This is a genomic window from Caulobacter henricii (genome assembly GCF_001414055.1).
GTDB lineage: Bacteria > Pseudomonadota > Alphaproteobacteria > Caulobacterales > Caulobacteraceae > Caulobacter > Caulobacter henricii.
Map to the genome: position 1 here is coordinate 3,342,579 of NZ_CP013002.1, position 15,474 is coordinate 3,358,052.

Genomic DNA, 15,474 nt, shown 5'->3' on the forward strand with positions numbered 1-15,474 from the left:
CAGCTCGGCTAGATTATCCGCGGTCCGCTGAGGTCCGGGATATCCAGGACACCGGCCTCGCCGTCCTCGTCGCCCCAGGCCAGACGCTGGCCATCCGGAGACACGCACAGGGCACTGATCGGCGAGCCCTTCTCGGCCTTCAGGGTCTCGATTCGGCCGGTACGCATGTGCGCCGCCCAGATCTTGCCGTTGTCCTGACCGGCCAGGGCGACCGGCAGGGCCTCGACGCCCGCCACGCGGACCACCATCGAATCGCGGGCGAAGCCGATCTCGGCGGCTTCTTTGCCCATCGGACCGCTGGCCCCGGCGAACGGCCAGACCACCGCGCCATTGGCACCGGCGGTGACCAGCAGATTGCCCTTGTCGAAGAAGGCCAGGCTCTTGATCTTGGCCGGATAGCCCCCCATCCGCATGTCCTTGCCGTCCGACAGACGCCAGCCATGCAACTGGTTCTCCTGCATCGACGAGACAAGGAACTTGCCGTCCGGGCTGAAAGCGACGGCGATGTGGCTGCCGGCCCATTTCAAGATCTGCGGCTTCTGCTCGGCGATCTTCGCCCACCAAAGCTGGGTGCCGCCATAGGCGGCCGTGGCCAGGCGCCGGCCCTTGGGGTCGAAGGCCAGGCCCGAAACGGTCTTGTCGTGGACAAAGACCCGCGAAAAGGCCGGATCGGCGATGTCACGCACATGGGCCTCGCGCCCGGCCGTGAAGGCGATCAGGCCGGTGGCGGGGCTGGCGGCAAGATGCTCGATCCACTTGCCCTTCACCTCGGCCAGGACCGTGGCGACCACCTCGCCGGCTTCGATTCGGCTCCAGACCACCCGGCCGTCGTCGCCGCCCGTGACCAGGCCCTGACCCGAGGGATGCACGATGGCGCTCAGAATCGCGCCCCCCAGGGGACCGCCGTGGGCCTCCACCGTCACATAGCCGCCAACGGTTTCCAGGCGCACCGTGCCGTCGCCGAGGGCAAAGGCGGCGCGGCCGGACTTGTCGAAAAGCGCGGCGGTGACATAGGCATCAAACGAGAAGATCATGCCCGCGCCATACCCCGACGGGGCCCTGGCGCCTAGCCGGATGGCGCCTGGCGCGCACCGCTGCCCTGACGGATGCGAACAGCGTTCGACCAGAAAGACTCAAAAAGGGGCTTGCCAGTGCGACGCCACGTCGGGCTTTACTTCCGCGTCCGTCTGCGCCAGACGTGACGACCTAACAATTGCGGGACCGCGAGTGACGCGGCCCTTGGGAGACAGTCAGGCTATGGCGGCTAAACTCTCTGGTGGTGGTGGCGGTCGCTACTCCCTGAATCAGAATTCCGAAATCAACGTCACGCCTTTCGTGGACATCCTGCTCGTTCTGCTGATCATCTTCATGGTCGCCGTGCCGATGGCCACCGTGGCGATCAAGGTCGACCTGCCCCCGGCGACGATCCCGCCGCCGGACGCGCCGAAGCCGAAGGAGCCGGTGTTCATCTCGATCCAGAAGTCGGGTGCGCTGTTCATCGCGGACAAGCAGACCAGCCTGGACAATCTCGAGATTGATCTGGACGCCAAGTTCACCGCGACCGGCCAGGCCGGCCCGAAGGACGATCAGCGCGTCATGATCCGCGCCGACGCCGACGTGCTCTATGCCGACTTCATGGGCGTCCTGAACCAGCTGCAGACCGCTGGCTGGTACAAGGTCGGCCTGATCAACGAAGACATCCACTAAGGATCTTCGTCGCCAGACCTTCTGGCAGACCCGCTCTGAAGAGCCCCGGAAGCACCGCTTCCGGGGCTTTTTCTTTGTCTCCGCCTCGGCAGGACCATCTGAGTCCAGCCCTGAGGGCGGCACGACGTTTGAAACTCACCCTCCCGACAGGCCTTGGGCGTCCCGTTTCCGGACAGGAACGGCTCCCGGGCGCAGACCAGGGAGTGCTTCATGCTCATCGAACGGAACCCGGCCCCGGCCCCGGCCACCGCTCCAGGCGTTTCGATCGAAGGCGTTCGCATCAACCTCCCGACCCTGGACACCGCTGCCGACGAAGCCATCATCCGGGCCCAACGGGGTGAAGGCTTCACCCTGTTCACCGTCAATCTCGACCATCTGGTCAAGCTGGCCTCCAACGAGGCCTTCCGGGCGGTCTATCGCCGGGCCACCTACGTCACCGCCGACGGCTGGCCCGTGGTCTGGCTGGCCGGTCGCAAAAATGCCCGTCTCGAACGCGCCACTGGTGCCGACCTGGTTGAACCCCTCTGCCGTGCCGCCGCCGAGCGCGACCTTGGCGTCTATTTCATCGGGCCGGGCCCCAAGGCCCAGGCCGGTGCACTGGAGAAACTCACCGCGCGCTTCCAGGGCCTGAAGATCGCCGGTGCTGAAGCTCCGCAATTGCCTTCGGGGCCTGGCCCGGCCATGCTGGCGGCCATGGATCTCGACGCCATGGCCCAGCGCATCAACGCCTCGGACGCCCGCCTCTGCTTTGTCTCGCTGGGCGCGCCCAAGCAGGAGATCCTGGCCGACGCCCTGGCCGCCCGTTGCCCGGGCGTGGGTTTCATCTGCGTCGGTGCCGCCCTCGACTTCATCTCCGGCCAGGCGCACCGGGCTCCCCGCTGGATGCAGCGCGGCAAGCTGGAATGGTTCTGGCGTCTGGCCAATGACCCGCGCCGGCTGGCGGTGCGCTATGCCGAATGTGCCATGCTGTTTGCCGTCCTCGCCCTGGGCATGACGACCGCCCAAGGCGGCTCGCCGGTTACCGCCGCCGAACCCCGCGGCGTCCTGCGATGATCTCTCAGGCCGGACGACTGTCACGACGGTCGCTTCTGGCCTCGACCCTGGCCCTGGCCGCCTGTGGCCAGGGCGCTTCGGCCGACATCGCCCGTCCGGCGCGTGGCGGACCCATCCCGCGTCTGCGAGACCTCGCGCCGTTCCGGATCGGGACAGAAATCGTCTCCGACGAATTTGGCCGCCCCGGCTTTGACGCCGCAGCCAGCACCCAGTTCTCGCAGATCACGGCCGGCTTCGAGATGAAGATGGAGTACATCCTGCAGCAGGATGGCTCGCTCCGCTTCGAAGGCGGCGATCGCATCGCCGAATTCTGCAAGGCCCATAACCAGGCCCTGCATGGCCACACCCTGATCTGGTACATCGACCGCCCGGCCACCTTCCAGAAACTGGTCGGCGACAAGCGGGCCTTTGACCGGGCCTATGGCAACTACATCCAGTCCGTCGCCGGTCGCTACCGGGGCCTGGCGCGCAGCTGGGATGTGGTCAATGAACCCGTGGCGGACGATGGCGTGTCCCTGCGGGAGTCGCTCTGGACCGAGGCCCTCGGCCAGGAAGGCCACTTCATCCGGGCCCATGAAGAAGCCCACGCCGCCGATCCCGACGCCCTGCTGTTCGTCAACGAGTACCATCTGGAGAGCAAGCCGCATAAGCGGCGGACCTTCCTGAAGCTGGTCGAGTCGATGCTGAAGCGCGGCGTGAAGATCGACGGCATCGGCACCCAGACCCACATCGATGTCGACCTGCCGCCGGGCAAGATCACCGAAGCCATGCGCGACCTGGCCAGCCTCGGCCTGCCGATCCACCTGTCGGAGATCGATGTCTCGTTCCAGACCGAAGGCGTCAGCCTGAAGTCGAAGGCCGAAAAGCAGGCCAGCCAGTTGCGCCTCTATCGTGAAGCGATGGAGTCCTTCGTCGCCCTGCCGGAGCGGCAGCAGTTCGCCTTCACCATCTGGGGCGTGCGCGACGCCGACTCATGGCTGCGCACGGCCACCTGGGTCAAGGACAAGACCGATCAACCTCTGCTGTTCGACGACATGGGGCAGCCCAAGGAAACCTTCTGGACCCTGGTCGACGTCCTGCAGGGCCGCTGATCCCGGTTTTTTAAGACAAGAGCCCTAGCCTCGTCCGCAGGTTATGCGGGGGGCTCGCCGATGAGCGGTCATCACAAGGACTATGTCGCCGGTCTGGACGGGCTGAGAGCGGCCTCTGTCAGCATGGTGATCCTGGGCCATGTCGGCCTCGGCGACCTGATCCCCGGCGGGATGGGCGTGACCATCTTCTTCTTCATCAGCGGCTTTCTGATCACCCGCCTGCTGTGGGCCGAGCGCGACGCCCATGGCGGGGTCGACCTGCTGCGCTTCTATGGTCGCCGGACGCTGCGCCTGCTGCCCGAAATGCTGGTGCTGCTGCTGGTCCTGACCTTCATTGTCGGACCCTTGCTGAACCAGCCGATGCAGCCCCTGCAGGCCCTGGCCGGCCTGACCTACTGGACCAATTACTACATCATCAGCGGCCTGGGCGACTGCAACAACTGCGCCGTGACGGGACACCTGTGGTCGCTGGCGGTCGAGGAGCACTTCTACCTCGTCATGCCCCTGGCCCTGCTGCTGTGCGGCTTCGTTCCGCGCCGGCTGGCCGTGCTGTTCCTGATCACGATCATCGGCGCGGCCGCCTGGCGGACCTATGCCTATACCGTCCTGCACGTGTCAGAGGTCTACACCTACAAGGCCACTGAAAGCCGGATCGACTCGATCGCCTGGGGCTGTCTGGCGGCGGTCATCGACCGCAGCTGGCCCAGGGTCATGGCCTTTGTCCGGCGTCGGGCCTGGATCGTGTTCAGTGCCGGTGCCGGTCTGATGCTGGCGTCCCTGGCCTATCGTGACCCGATCTTCCGCGAGACCCTTCGCTATTCCGTTCAGGGCCTCGCCCTGGTCGGAATCATGCTGCCACTGGTCGCGGCCCCGCAGCTGGGCGGTCTGGTCAAGCTGCTGGAAATCGCCCCGCTGCGCTGGATGGGTCGACGCTCCTACGCCGCCTATCTCTGGCACATGCTGGCCCTGACCCTGGGCGGCATGATCGTGGGGTTCAGCGGGGTGATCGAAACCGCGCCCCGCCTGACCCAGCTCCAGGCCCTGCCGTTCGTGGTGGCCCTGTCCTGGATCTTCGCCGAACTCAGCTACCGTTTCGTCTTCACCCCGGCCCAGAAGCTGAAGCCCTGGGTCACGCCGAAGCGAGCCGGAGACGAGAACGCCGCGCGTATCCCCCCGGACCGCGCGGCCGAGGCGCTCAGCTAGGGGTGCGAACCGCGTCGCTAGACCGGGAACCGAAGGCCATTGCCAGGCCATAGGCCACCGCGCAAAGCGGCAGCAAGAGCAGCCAAACCATCCCCCTGGCTACCAGACCCAGTCCTGCGGCCGTCCGACCGGCCGCATCGGCAAACTTCGTCATCGCACCCACCCCTCGCCCGGCGTTCCAGTTTGGCTCGCAACACCGGGGTTCTGGCCTGCGGGTGGCAAGGCCTGGGCCAGTCAGGCAGCCGTAGCCTCGAACCCGGCCTTCAGTTCGGCCTCGTCGAGGTCGCGACCGATAAAGACCATGCGGCTGTAGCGCTTGTCGCTGTCCAGCCACGGGCGCTGGAAGTCGCCTTCCAGGATCATGTGGACGGCCTGGAAGACCAGGCGGCGGTTTTCGCCCTGAACGTCGATGATGCCCTTGGCGCGCAGGATGTCGGGCCCGCGACGGGCCAGCAGGTCATTGAGCCAGGCGGTGATCTTCTGGCCGTCCACGGGCCGGTCCAGCGTCAGGGAGATCCCCTTGACGCCATCATCATGGACCGCGCTGGCCTTGGCGTGATCGTGCCCATGGTCGTGACCGTGGTCATGACCACAGTGCTCATCATGAACATGGTCATGGCCATGATCGTGGTGGTGATGATCGTGGCCGCAATGCTCGTCATGCACATGGCCGGGCTCGCCATGGGCGGGATTGAGGAAATCCGGCTCCAGCTCGGTGATCCGCTCGAGATCGAAGCTGTACTTGCCGATGATGGCGCTCAGCGGGACGTTCGAGCGCTGGGCGCGATGGATCGGGGCCAGGGGATTGATCCGCCGGATGCGGGCCTCGACATGGCGCAGGTCATCCTCGGAGACCAGATCGGTCTTGTTCAGCACGATCTGGTCGGCGAAGGCGATCTGCTCGACCGCTTCGCGGCTGTCGGACAGGCGCAGCAGGATGTGCTTGGCGTCGACCAGGGCGGTGACCGAGTCGAGATAGGTGCGTGCCTTGACGTCCTCGTCGACGAAGAAGGTCTGGGCGACGGGGCCGGGATCGGCCAGGCCGGTCGTCTCGACGATGATGGCGTCAAAGCCGCCCTTGCGCTTCATCAAGCCCGACAGAACCCGGATCAGGTCGCCGCGCACCGTGCAGCAGACGCAGCCATTGTTCATCTCGAACACTTCCTCGTCGGCCCCGACCACCAGGTCGTTGTCGATGCCGACCTCGCCGAACTCGTTGACGATCACGGCATAGCGCTTGCCGTGGGCCTCGGTGAGGATGCGGTTGAGCAGGGTGGTCTTGCCGGCACCGAGATAGCCGGTCAGCACGGTGACGGGGATCTTGCCGGTCGAGGAAGCGGTCTGGGTCATGGCCGCTATTTAGGGCCTCGGAGGTCTCGGCGGAAGCCCGCTGTCAGGTCTTGAGAAAGGCGACGGCCAGACCGACCAGGATCAGGGCTACGCCGAGGATGGTTTGCTCATAGCGCTCGACCCATCCCAGGCCCAGCCGCTGGAAGCCGGCCAGGCTAAGGCTGGTGAAGATCAGCATGCCGGCGGCGGTCGCCGCCATCAGCACACCGCTGAGCAGCAGGAAGGCCTGCCAGCCATGCTCCATCCCCGCCAGGTAATAGGGCAGGAAGGCCTCGCAGGGTGACAGGGTCAGAAGGGTGACGAGGGCTGCCACGGCCGCCCTGTCCGAGGCATAGGTCCGACGGCTGGCCTCCGGCAGGGCGTGGCTATGGCGGCTCCGAAAGACATAGAAGAGACCGACCGCCACCATCAGCCCGCCCACGATCCAGTGGAAGATGCCGCCCAGGCTGGGCTGCAGGGCCAGTCCGGCCATCACGAGCGCGAGGCCCAGCACGATCGTCAGGCCCACATGACCCAGGCCGGCCAGCAGGGTCACGCCGAGGGTTCGGCCCGTTGACCACTTCTGCGCGCGACCGACCAGCACGAACGGCAGCCAGTGGGTTGGCAGGGCCGCATGCAGGAAGGCCACGGCGAAACCGGTGGCGGCGATCGAGGCGAAGAAGGTCGAATTCACCCCCGAGGCTATATACTGTTACATTGTAACGTTCCAGCCTGAATCCTTCCTGGGGATCTTCACCGTTTCATGGCCAGGAATCTGTCACAGCCCGTTGACTCAGGAACGGCCGACTGTATAAGTCCGCCCCCTCGCCCGCCGGGTTTCCTTGCGGGCGTTCCCTATTTTGCGAACGCACGTTTCTTAAGGCGCTAACCTATGTACGCGGTGATCAAAACCGGCGGCAAGCAGTACCGGGTCCAAGCCGGCGATCTGCTGGTTGTCGAAAAGCTCGACGGTGAACCGGGCTCGGAAGTCGCTTTCGGCGAAGTCCTGATGCTTGGCGAAGGCGAGGCCGTGACGGTCGGCGCCCCTGTGGTGGACGGCGCAGTCGTCAACGCCACCCTGATTGAAACCCGCAAGGGTGAAAAGGTGAAGATCTTCAAGAAGATCCGCCGTCAGGGCTATCGCCGCACCCGCGGCCACCGCCAGACCGAAACGGTCCTGCGCGTGACCTCGGTCGCCGGCGCCGGCAAGGAAGCCAAGTGGGACGGCGTCATCGACCTGACCCCGAAGGTCATCCTGAACGCCCGGGCCCGTGGCCTCGGCGACGCGGCTGTCCCCTTCACGATCCCGGTCGCCAAGTCGGCCGCTCCGGTCGCTGAAGCCGCCCCCAAGAAGAAGGCCGCGCCGAAGAAGGCCGCAGCCGCCCCGGAAGACGGCGAAGCCTAAGCGGCTGCGCCTCTAGAGATTAGGAGAGCAAGATGGCTCACAAGAAATCAGGCGGCTCGTCCAGCAACGGTCGCGACTCCGACGGCCGCCGCCTTGGCGTGAAGAAGTTCGGCGGCGAGAAGGTTCTCGCTGGCAACATCATCATCCGTCAGCGCGGCACGAAGTTCTGGCCGGGTGCCGGCGTCGGCATTGGCAAGGACCACACCCTCTTCGCCCTGGTCGAAGGCGCGGTGAAGTTCGTGACCAAGAAGCATAATCGCACCTACGTAACGGTCGCGCCCAAGGCGCAGGCTGCCGAGTAGTACGCACTCGACTTTTTCGGGTCGTGCTTCTCCGCCGAGAAGACGACCCGGACAGACGAACCTAAGCGGGGAGTCCGGGCACGCCGGACTCCCCGCTTTTGTTTTGCCTGCGGCGCCAAGAAGCCTCGAATCGCCATGGCGTCGTCACGGTCCTCGCGCAAAGAGGGGCCGGTCAGACAGGAGGCCTAAGATGTGCGTCATCGACAAAAGCCCCATCATCGAAGCACGGCGCGTCACCCTTCGTGCGCCCACCATGAACGATGTGCCGCGCCTGGCGAGCCTCGGCGGTGATCGTGACGTCTCACGCATGACCACCCGCATGCCCTGGCCCTATGGCCGGTCGGATGCCGAAGACTTCGTGGGGCGCTGCCAGGCGCAGGACCGCCGGCGGGACAACACCTTCGTCCTGGATCTGGAAGACGAGGGCGTCGTCGGCGTCCTTGGCCTGTTCACCCCGCCGGGGGGACAGCTGGAGATCGGCTACTGGATCGGAAAGCCCTTCTGGGGCCGGGGCCTGGCGACGGAGGCCTGTCAGAGCGCCCTGGCCTGGGCCAAGCAGGACTGGCGCAAGCGGCTCGTCGTCGCCGGCCATTTCGCCGACAATCCGGCCTCGGGCCAGGTGCTGATCAAGGCCGGGTTTCTCTATACCGGCGTAGTCGAGGCCAAGCCGTCCGTCGCGCGTGGTGCGGTGGCACAGACGCGGATGATGGTCTGGCTGGCCTGACCCGTCAGGCGGCGCGGTGGGTCGCGATAACCTTCTGCGCCCCTTCACGGAAGCGCTTCTCGGCGGTGAGGATGCGGTCGCACAGGGCGTCCAGGTCCGACAGCAGCGAGTAGGTGGCATAGATGGGGATTTCCATCAGGGCCACCTGCGCACGGGGCATGAATTCGCAGTATTTCTTCCAGGAGCCATGATTGTCGCGGGCGGTCATGGCCCTCTGACCCAGCGGGTTCCAGAGGTTCAGGTCGATCAGTTCGTCCCGGCACTGCTTCATCACCGGCAGGGCGATGTAGAGGAACAGGAAGGTCGGGGTAGCGGCGCGGCTGAACTGGGGCTGCACCTGCATGTGCCAGATCCGGAAGGCTTCAAAGAAGCCGGCCTTGCGCTTGGGGTCCGGCGGCAGCCAGGTGGCCTCCGGATTGATCAGGTCGCTGGCGGATGAGGCCCGCTTGATCAGATCGTCGGCCGAGCGGCCGTCAGCCATGGTTTTGGACAGGGCCGTGATCGGGATGTTCAGCTTCTTGGCGACGTCGCTATAGGCCACCTGCTGGCCCTGCATCGGCGTCCATTGCCCGAAGGCGGCGGCCTTGGGATCCTTGGAGCGTTTAACGGCGGCGGCCTGGTGCAACAGCAGCTGTTCTTCCCGCTGCTTCTCGGCGCGAATGCGGTCGAACTCGGCCTCGTGGGCCGCCTGCTCCTCGGCCGTCATCCAGGCCGCACGGCCGGGACCATAGGTTCGCTCATAACGGTTGATCAGCACCAGGCCATGACCAGGGGTCGGCCGCTGGCCGATATCCCCGAGGAAGGCGCGGAAATCGCGCCAGGTGCCCGTCACGCCGGTACCACGGCTCATCAGGATGTTGCGGTGGATCGAAGCTTCGTCAGCGTACTTTTTGCAGAGCAACTGGGGCGTGAGTTCCCGAAGGTCCTTCGCCAGTGCCTCTCCAAAGCTTTGTGTCGTGGTCAACGCCAGGCCCCCACACCACCAGGATAAAAATGGTGGTTTCGCTGCATGACACTTCGTCGCACGGTGTGTTTTAACATTTCGTCACAGAACCGAACGGTGTTCTGCTCATAGGTCTGCGACCAAGCGACGCCATTTCGGCTCGACGCGGCGGACGCCTTGCGACAAAAGACGCAGATGAAATTTCTGGACCAGTGCAAGATCTTTATCCGCTCCGGCAACGGCGGCGGCGGCGCGGTCTCGTTCCGACGCGAGAAGTACATCGAATATGGCGGTCCCGACGGCGGCGATGGCGGCCGGGGCGGGGATATCTGGATCGAGGCCGTGGACGGCCTCAACACCCTGATCGACTACCGCTATCAGCAGCACTTCAAGGCCGAGACCGGGATCCATGGCATGGGCCGGGGTCGCCACGGGGCCGCCGGTGCCGACATCACCCTGAAAGTCCCGGTCGGCACCCAGGTGCTGGAAGAGGACAAGGAAACCCTGATCGCCGACCTCGACACGGCCGGCATGAGCGTGCGCCTGTGCAAGGGCGGTAACGGCGGCTGGGGCAACCTGCACTTCAAGGGTCCGGTCAACCAGGCCCCGAAATATGCCAATCCGGGTCAGGAAGGCGAAGAACGCTGGATCTGGCTGCGGCTGAAGCTGATCGCGGATGTCGGCCTGGTCGGCCTGCCCAATGCCGGCAAGTCGACTTTCCTGGCCGCCGCCACGGCCGCCAAGCCGAAGATCGCCGACTATCCGTTCACGACCCTGACCCCGAACCTCGGCGTGGTCGACCTGTCGACCAGCGAGCGTTTCGTCCTGGCCGATATTCCCGGACTGATCGAAGGGGCCTCGGAAGGCGCAGGCCTCGGAACCCGGTTCCTGGGCCATGTCGAGCGGTCGGCGGTGCTGATCCATCTGGTTGATGCCACCCAGGAGGATATCTGCGGGGCCTGGACCACGATCCGGGGCGAACTCGAAGCCTATGGTGACGAGCTCGGCGACAAGTCCGAGATCCTGGCCCTGAACAAGATCGACGCCCTCGACGAAGAGACCATCGCCGCCAAGGCCGCCGAACTCGAGGCCCTGACCGGCGTCAAGCCGCGTCTGGTCTCCGGCGTCTCGGGCAAGGGCGTGAAAGAGCTGCTGAGAGCCGCCTATCGCGAAGTCCGGGTTCGTCGCGGTGACGAGATCGAGGAAATCGACGAGGAAGAAGACCATATTCCGGAGACCCCCGGGGGCTGGACCCCGTGAGTCCGGCCCAGCAGGGCGCGGAACCCGGGCCACTCGCCACGGCGAGGCGCATCGTCTTCAAGGTGGGTTCGGCCCTGCTGGTCGACGCCGAGACCGGCGCGGCCAACCACGCCTGGCTGAAGGCCTTCTGCGATGATGCCGCCGCCTTGCGCGCCCGGGGTCAGCAGGTGGTCGTGGTCTCGTCCGGGGCCGTGGCCCTCGGCCGTCGTCGCCTAGGCCTGACCGGCCGCAAGTCCCTGACCCTGCCGGAGAAACAGGCCGCCGCCGCCGCCGGCCAGTCCCTGCTGATGCGCGCCTGGGAAGAGGCCTTCGAGCCGCATGCCATCGGCGTCGCCCAGATCCTGATGACCCGCGACGATACCGAGACCCGGCGGCGCTGGCTCAATGCCCGGGCCACAGTCGAGACCCTGCTGGGCCTGGGTGTCGTTCCGGTGGTCAATGAGAACGACACGGTCGTCACCGAGGAAATCCGCTACGGAGACAATGACCGCCTTGCCGCACGGGTCGCCCAGCTGGCGGGGGCCGACCTGCTGGTCCTGCTGTCCGACATCGACGGGCTCTACACGGCTGACCCCCGGCGCGATCCGGCCGCGGCCCACCTGCCGGTGATTTCGGAAATCACCGCCCAGATCGAGGCCATGGCCGGCGGGGCCAATGCGGCGTCAGGGGTCGGCACCGGCGGCATGGCCACCAAGATCGCCGCCGCCCGCATCGCCCGCGCCGCCGGCTGCGCCACCCTGATCACCCTGGGATCGCGCCCCCACCCGCTAAAGGCCATCGAAGAGGGCGGCAAGGCGACCTTGATCGATGCCGGTGCCAGTCCCGCCGCCGCCTACAAGGCCTGGATAGCCGGCAGCCTGGCCCCACAGGGATGGGTCTCGGTCGATGCCGGCGCCGCTGCAGCCCTGGCTAAGGGCAAGAGCCTGCTCGCCGCCGGGGTCCGGGCCGTCGAAGGCCCCTTCGACAAGGGCGATGCCGTGCGGGTGCGCGACGACACCGGCCGCGAAGTGGCCCGAGGCCTGATCCGCTATGACAGCGCCGACGCCCACCGCATCGCCGGCCTGCGCTCGGACGCCATCGAGGCCGAGCTGGGCTTCACCGAGGGCCCGATGATCCATGCCGACGATCTGGCGGTCGCGGACTAGTCGATGACCCTCGGCCCCGCTCCGTTCCGGACGCCCGAATGGCGTGATGTCAGCCGCGAGGTCTTCCGCGATCTGATCGTGCCCGCCGGCCGGCCTGCTGTCCTGAAAGGTCTGGTCGCCGACTGGCCCGCCGTGGCGGCCGGCCAGACCTCCGATCAGGCCATGGCCGACTACCTGCTGGGCCTGGACGCCGGCGGACCGGTCACAATTCTGCATGGCGGACCCGAGATCGGCGGGCGGTTCTTCTATACCGACAGCCTGGACGGCCTGAACTTCCGCCGCCGCACCGTGCCCCTGCGCGAGGCCCTGGGAGCCCTGCTGTCGTTCCGCGACGCCGCCGAGCCCCCGGCCCTGGCCGTGCAGTCGACCCCGACCGCCAGCGCCCTGCCCGGCTTCACCGCCGCCAATCCCCAGCCCCTGCTCGACGACGCGGTCGGGCCCCGGATCTGGATCGGCAATGCGATCACCACCGCGACCCATTTCGACATGAACTACAATATCGCCTGCGCGGTGGCGGGCCGGCGGCGTTTCACCCTGTTCCCGCCCGACCAGCTGAAGAACCTCTATCTGGGCCCCCTGGAGTTCACCCCGGCCGGTCCGCCGGTCAGCATGGTGGACATCGCCGCCCCCGATCTCGACCGCTATCCGCGCTTCGCCGAGGCCTGGTCCACGGCCCAGGTCGCCGAGCTGGAGCCCGGGGATGCGATCTACATCCCCTATTTCTGGTTCCACAATGTCGAGTCGCTCGACCCCTTCACCGTCCTGATCAACTACTGGTGGGCCGAGCCGCGCGCGGTTCTGGGCCGCCCCCTGGAGGCCCTGCTGCACGCCATGGCCTCGATCCGCGAGATGTCCGCCAGCGAGCGGGCGATCTGGCGCGACGTCTTTGATCACTTCGTCTTCAAGACCGACGGCGACCCGGTCGCCCACCTGCCGCCGGACCGGCGCGGCTCCCTGGGCGAGATGACACCCGAGCATCTGACCCGCATCCGCGGAATCCTGCTGCAGGCCCTGGGCAAGGCGTAGCCAAGGCCGAAAAAACCACTAGGTTCCGGCCTCCAAGGAGCACCTCATGGCCTATCGGTCCCTGCGCGAATTCATCGACGTCCTCGAGGCCAAGGGCGAACTCGTCCGGGTCAGCGAGCCGGTCTCGTCCGTGCTGGAAATGACCGAGATCCAGACCCGCCTGCTGGCCACCGGCGGCCCGGCGGTGCTGTTCGAGCACGTCATACTGGCTGATGGGTCACGGTCGCCGATGCCGGCCCTGGCCAACCTGTTCGGCACGGTCAAGCGCGTGGCCATGGGCGTCACCCTGGGCGGCGAGCCCCGCGAGACGGCCGGCGAACTGCGCGAGGTCGGCGAACTGCTGGCCTTCCTGCGCCAGCCCGCCCCGCCCAAGGGGCTCAAGGATGCCCTCGACATGCTGCCCCTGGCCAAGACGGTCATGGCCATGCGGCCGGGCACGGTGAAGAAGGCACCGGTGCAGGAGATCGTCCTGACCGGCGACGATATCGACCTGTCGAAACTGCCCGTTCAGACCTGCTGGCCCGGCGAGCCGGCCCCACTGATCACCTGGCCGCTGATCGTCACCAAGGGCCCCGGCAAGGACCGCGAGGACGACTTCAACCTGGGCATCTACCGCATGCAGGTGCTGGGCAAGGACAGGTGCATCATGCGCTGGCTGGCCCATCGCGGCGGGGCCCAGCACTATGCCCGCCACAAGCAGGCCGGCAGGCGCGAGCCCCTGCCCGCCTGCGCCGTGCTGGGGGCTGATCCCGGCACCATCCTGGCCGCCGTGACCCCGGTGCCCGACACCCTCTCCGAATACCAGTTCGCCGGCCTGCTGCGCGGGGCCAAGGTCGACCTCGTGGCCGCCAAGACCGTGCCCCTGATGGTCCCCGCCCACGCCGAGATCGTGCTGGAGGGCCACGTCCTGCTCGATGAGTATGCCGACGAAGGCCCCTATGGCGACCACACCGGCTATTACAACAGCGTCGAGAAGTTCCCGGTCTTCCAGGTGACCGCGATCACCATGCGCAGGGACCCGATCTACCTGACCACCTTCACCGGTCGGCCGCCGGACGAGCCCTCGGTTCTGGGCGAGGCGCTCAACGAGGTGTTCATCCCGCTGCTGCGCCAGCAGTTCCCCGAGATCGTCGACTTCTGGCTGCCGCCCGAGGGCTGCAGCTATCGCATCGCCGTGGTCTCGATGAAGAAGGCCTATCCGGGCCACGCCAAGCGCGTGATGCTGGGCGTCTGGAGCTATCTGCGCCAGTTCATGTACACCAAGTGGGTGATCGTCGTGGACCACGACATCAATGCCCGCGACTGGAAGGACGTCATGTGGGCGATCAGCACCAAGATGGACCCGGCGCGGGACATCACGCTGATCGAGCACACGCCGATCGACTATCTCGACTTCGCCAGCCCCGAGAGCGGCCTGGGTTCCAAGATCGGTCTGGACGCCACCGACAAGCTGCCGCCTGAAACCCATCGCGAATGGGGCCAGGAGATCCGCATGGATCAGGGCGTGGTCGACAAGGTCAGCGACATGTGGGGCCGGCTGGGCCTGCCGGGTGACGGCAAGCCGATCTGGAAGTAGGCTACCGGCGCGACAACGGTCGGGGGGCCATCAATGAGCGCATTTGAGTTCTTCTTCACCCTGTTTGGTCTGATCCTCGGGATGGCCGTGGCGGTCGTCATCGGGGGACTGAGCGACCTTTTGCGAACCCGGAACCACATCCCTATCGGACGCCTGACACCCATGCTCGCGGTCGTAGTGCTGTTCGACGTGGCGGCAGCCTGGATCAGCACCTGGACCGGCTTGTCCGATGTCCGCGTCGCGCATGGGCCCTTCTTCGCCGCCCTTATCGTGGCCGGACTCTATTTCTTCGCAGCCTCGATGGTCTTTCCCAAAGATGCGGGCGAGTGGCCCTCACTCGACGACTACTTTATGCACCATCGGCGAGCGGTGCTCGGGTCGCTTTTGGCCGCGAACGTGGGGGTGGTCACCATCGAAGCAGCGATCGCCGGGCGCTGGATGGCGGTCATCGACCATTTCACCCGGACGGGACCGGCCTCGGCCCTGTGGTGGCTGGTCCTGGCGCTTCTGCTCGTCGTGCCGGGCCGACGCGTGCAGGGCGGCGGTCTGGCAGTCCTCATTGCTATCAATACCTATGCTATGGTTGCCTTGTGGAACCCGCGATGAGCGCCTTCGAGTTCTTCTTCTCGCTCTAAGTCAGGCCTCGCAATATCGACTAGAGCTGAAATCAGATTTGTCCATGAAACCAGGCCTGTTATTACTCCGCTCTA

At 66.3% G+C, this 15,474-nt stretch carries 16 protein-coding genes; 12 read left to right on the forward strand and 4 right to left on the reverse strand.

The window, feature by feature from the left end; all coding sequences use genetic code 11:
• Positions 1-8: 8 nt before the first annotated feature.
• On the reverse strand, positions 9-1,034 hold the full coding sequence (locus AQ619_RS15685; RefSeq protein WP_062149758.1) for a WD40 repeat domain-containing protein: 1,026 nt from the start codon (positions 1,032-1,034) through the stop codon (positions 9-11).
• A 223-nt stretch (positions 1,035-1,257) separates the two neighbouring features.
• Here AQ619_RS15685 and AQ619_RS15690 point away from each other — a divergent pair, with 223 nt between their 5' ends.
• The 4 genes from AQ619_RS15690 (at position 1,258) to AQ619_RS15705 (ending at position 5,054) form a co-directional block, all read left to right on the forward strand.
• Positions 1,258-1,707: a biopolymer transporter ExbD gene (locus AQ619_RS15690; protein ID WP_062149761.1), complete on the forward strand. Its 450-nt coding sequence runs from the start codon at positions 1,258-1,260 to the stop codon at positions 1,705-1,707.
• A gap of 210 nt (positions 1,708-1,917) precedes the next feature.
• Positions 1,918-2,760 carry a WecB/TagA/CpsF family glycosyltransferase gene (locus AQ619_RS15695; RefSeq protein WP_062149765.1) on the forward strand — a complete coding sequence of 281 codons (843 nt, stop codon included), beginning with the start codon at positions 1,918-1,920 and terminating at the stop codon, positions 2,758-2,760.
• Entirely contained in the window at positions 2,757-3,851 is a 1,095-nt protein-coding gene (locus AQ619_RS15700) for an endo-1,4-beta-xylanase (protein WP_084746093.1), read from the forward strand. Before AQ619_RS15695 ends, AQ619_RS15700 begins: the two co-directional genes overlap by 4 nt.
• 60 nt (positions 3,852-3,911) lie before the next feature.
• Entirely contained in the window at positions 3,912-5,054 is a 1,143-nt protein-coding gene (locus AQ619_RS15705; protein WP_062149767.1) for an acyltransferase family protein, read from the forward strand.
• Between the two features lie 234 nt (positions 5,055-5,288).
• Here AQ619_RS15705 and AQ619_RS15710 read toward each other — a convergent pair whose 3' ends face one another.
• Together AQ619_RS15710 and AQ619_RS15715 are read right to left on the reverse strand one after the other, a co-directional pair.
• Positions 5,289-6,404, reverse strand: a complete 1,116-nt coding sequence (locus AQ619_RS15710; RefSeq protein WP_062149770.1) for a CobW family GTP-binding protein — start codon at positions 6,402-6,404, stop codon at positions 5,289-5,291.
• A 43-nt stretch (positions 6,405-6,447) separates the two neighbouring features.
• Positions 6,448-7,077, reverse strand: a complete 630-nt coding sequence (locus tag AQ619_RS15715; protein ID WP_062149772.1) for a hypothetical protein — start codon at positions 7,075-7,077, stop codon at positions 6,448-6,450.
• A 198-nt stretch (positions 7,078-7,275) separates the two neighbouring features.
• On the opposite strand from AQ619_RS15715, the gene rplU reads away from it, so the two are divergent.
• The 3 genes from rplU to AQ619_RS15730 all read left to right on the forward strand — a co-directional run bounded on the left by rplU (position 7,276) and on the right by AQ619_RS15730 (position 8,814).
• Positions 7,276-7,788 (forward strand): 50S ribosomal protein L21, encoded by a 513-nt coding sequence (rplU, locus tag AQ619_RS15720; RefSeq protein ID WP_062149775.1) that lies wholly within the window; start codon positions 7,276-7,278, stop codon positions 7,786-7,788.
• Positions 7,789-7,820: 32 nt separating this feature from the next.
• Positions 7,821-8,090, forward strand: coding sequence for a 50S ribosomal protein L27 (rpmA, locus tag AQ619_RS15725; protein WP_062149779.1), 270 nt, complete (start codon positions 7,821-7,823; stop codon positions 8,088-8,090).
• Positions 8,091-8,280: 190 nt separating this feature from the next.
• Positions 8,281-8,814, forward strand: coding sequence for a GNAT family N-acetyltransferase (locus AQ619_RS15730; RefSeq protein WP_062149782.1), 534 nt, complete (start codon positions 8,281-8,283; stop codon positions 8,812-8,814).
• 4 nt (positions 8,815-8,818) lie between these two features.
• On the opposite strand, the gene AQ619_RS15735 is transcribed toward AQ619_RS15730, so the two are convergent.
• Positions 8,819-9,778 carry a hypothetical protein gene (locus tag AQ619_RS15735; RefSeq protein WP_062149785.1) on the reverse strand — a complete coding sequence of 320 codons (960 nt, stop codon included), beginning with the start codon at positions 9,776-9,778 and terminating at the stop codon, positions 8,819-8,821.
• Between the two features lie 174 nt (positions 9,779-9,952).
• Here AQ619_RS15735 and obgE point away from each other — a divergent pair, with 174 nt between their 5' ends.
• From obgE to AQ619_RS15760, 5 genes are read left to right on the forward strand one after another with little or no spacing between them, the layout of a single operon-like run.
• Positions 9,953-11,017, forward strand: a complete 1,065-nt coding sequence (gene obgE / locus AQ619_RS15740) for a GTPase ObgE (protein ID WP_062149788.1) — start codon at positions 9,953-9,955, stop codon at positions 11,015-11,017.
• On the forward strand, positions 11,014-12,162 hold the full coding sequence (gene proB, locus AQ619_RS15745; protein WP_062149791.1) for a glutamate 5-kinase: 1,149 nt from the start codon (positions 11,014-11,016) through the stop codon (positions 12,160-12,162). Before obgE ends, proB begins: the two co-directional genes overlap by 4 nt.
• Before the next feature lie 3 nt (positions 12,163-12,165).
• Positions 12,166-13,188, forward strand: coding sequence for a cupin-like domain-containing protein (locus tag AQ619_RS15750; protein WP_062149794.1), 1,023 nt, complete (start codon positions 12,166-12,168; stop codon positions 13,186-13,188).
• Positions 13,189-13,234: 46 nt separating this feature from the next.
• Positions 13,235-14,764, forward strand: coding sequence for a UbiD family decarboxylase (locus AQ619_RS15755; protein ID WP_062149797.1), 1,530 nt, complete (start codon positions 13,235-13,237; stop codon positions 14,762-14,764).
• A 33-nt stretch (positions 14,765-14,797) separates the two neighbouring features.
• On the forward strand, positions 14,798-15,370 hold the full coding sequence (locus tag AQ619_RS15760; protein WP_062149801.1) for a hypothetical protein: 573 nt from the start codon (positions 14,798-14,800) through the stop codon (positions 15,368-15,370).
• Positions 15,371-15,474 lie beyond the last annotated feature (104 nt).

Bases quoted from the DNA above. Each gene is read 5' to 3' on its own strand.
- AQ619_RS15710 (WP_062149770.1), bottom strand. From the start codon at position 6,404: ATGACCCAGACCGCTTCCTCGACCGGCAAGATCCCCGTCACCGTGCTG.
- AQ619_RS15750 (WP_062149794.1), top strand. From the start codon at position 12,166: ATGACCCTCGGCCCCGCTCCGTTCCGGACGCCCGAATGGCGTGATGTC.
- rplU (WP_062149775.1), top strand. From the start codon at position 7,276: ATGTACGCGGTGATCAAAACCGGCGGCAAGCAGTACCGGGTCCAAGCC.
- rpmA (WP_062149779.1), top strand. From the start codon at position 7,821: ATGGCTCACAAGAAATCAGGCGGCTCGTCCAGCAACGGTCGCGACTCC.
- AQ619_RS15730 (WP_062149782.1), top strand. From the start codon at position 8,281: ATGTGCGTCATCGACAAAAGCCCCATCATCGAAGCACGGCGCGTCACC.
- AQ619_RS15695 (WP_062149765.1), top strand. From the start codon at position 1,918: ATGCTCATCGAACGGAACCCGGCCCCGGCCCCGGCCACCGCTCCAGGC.
- obgE (WP_062149788.1), top strand. From the start codon at position 9,953: ATGAAATTTCTGGACCAGTGCAAGATCTTTATCCGCTCCGGCAACGGC.
- AQ619_RS15755 (WP_062149797.1), top strand. From the start codon at position 13,235: ATGGCCTATCGGTCCCTGCGCGAATTCATCGACGTCCTCGAGGCCAAG.
- AQ619_RS15690 (WP_062149761.1), top strand. From the start codon at position 1,258: ATGGCGGCTAAACTCTCTGGTGGTGGTGGCGGTCGCTACTCCCTGAAT.
- AQ619_RS15760 (WP_062149801.1), top strand. From the start codon at position 14,798: ATGAGCGCATTTGAGTTCTTCTTCACCCTGTTTGGTCTGATCCTCGGG.
- AQ619_RS15700 (WP_084746093.1), top strand. From the start codon at position 2,757: ATGATCTCTCAGGCCGGACGACTGTCACGACGGTCGCTTCTGGCCTCG.
- AQ619_RS15705 (WP_062149767.1), top strand. From the start codon at position 3,912: ATGAGCGGTCATCACAAGGACTATGTCGCCGGTCTGGACGGGCTGAGA.
- AQ619_RS15685 (WP_062149758.1), bottom strand. From the start codon at position 1,034: ATGATCTTCTCGTTTGATGCCTATGTCACCGCCGCGCTTTTCGACAAG.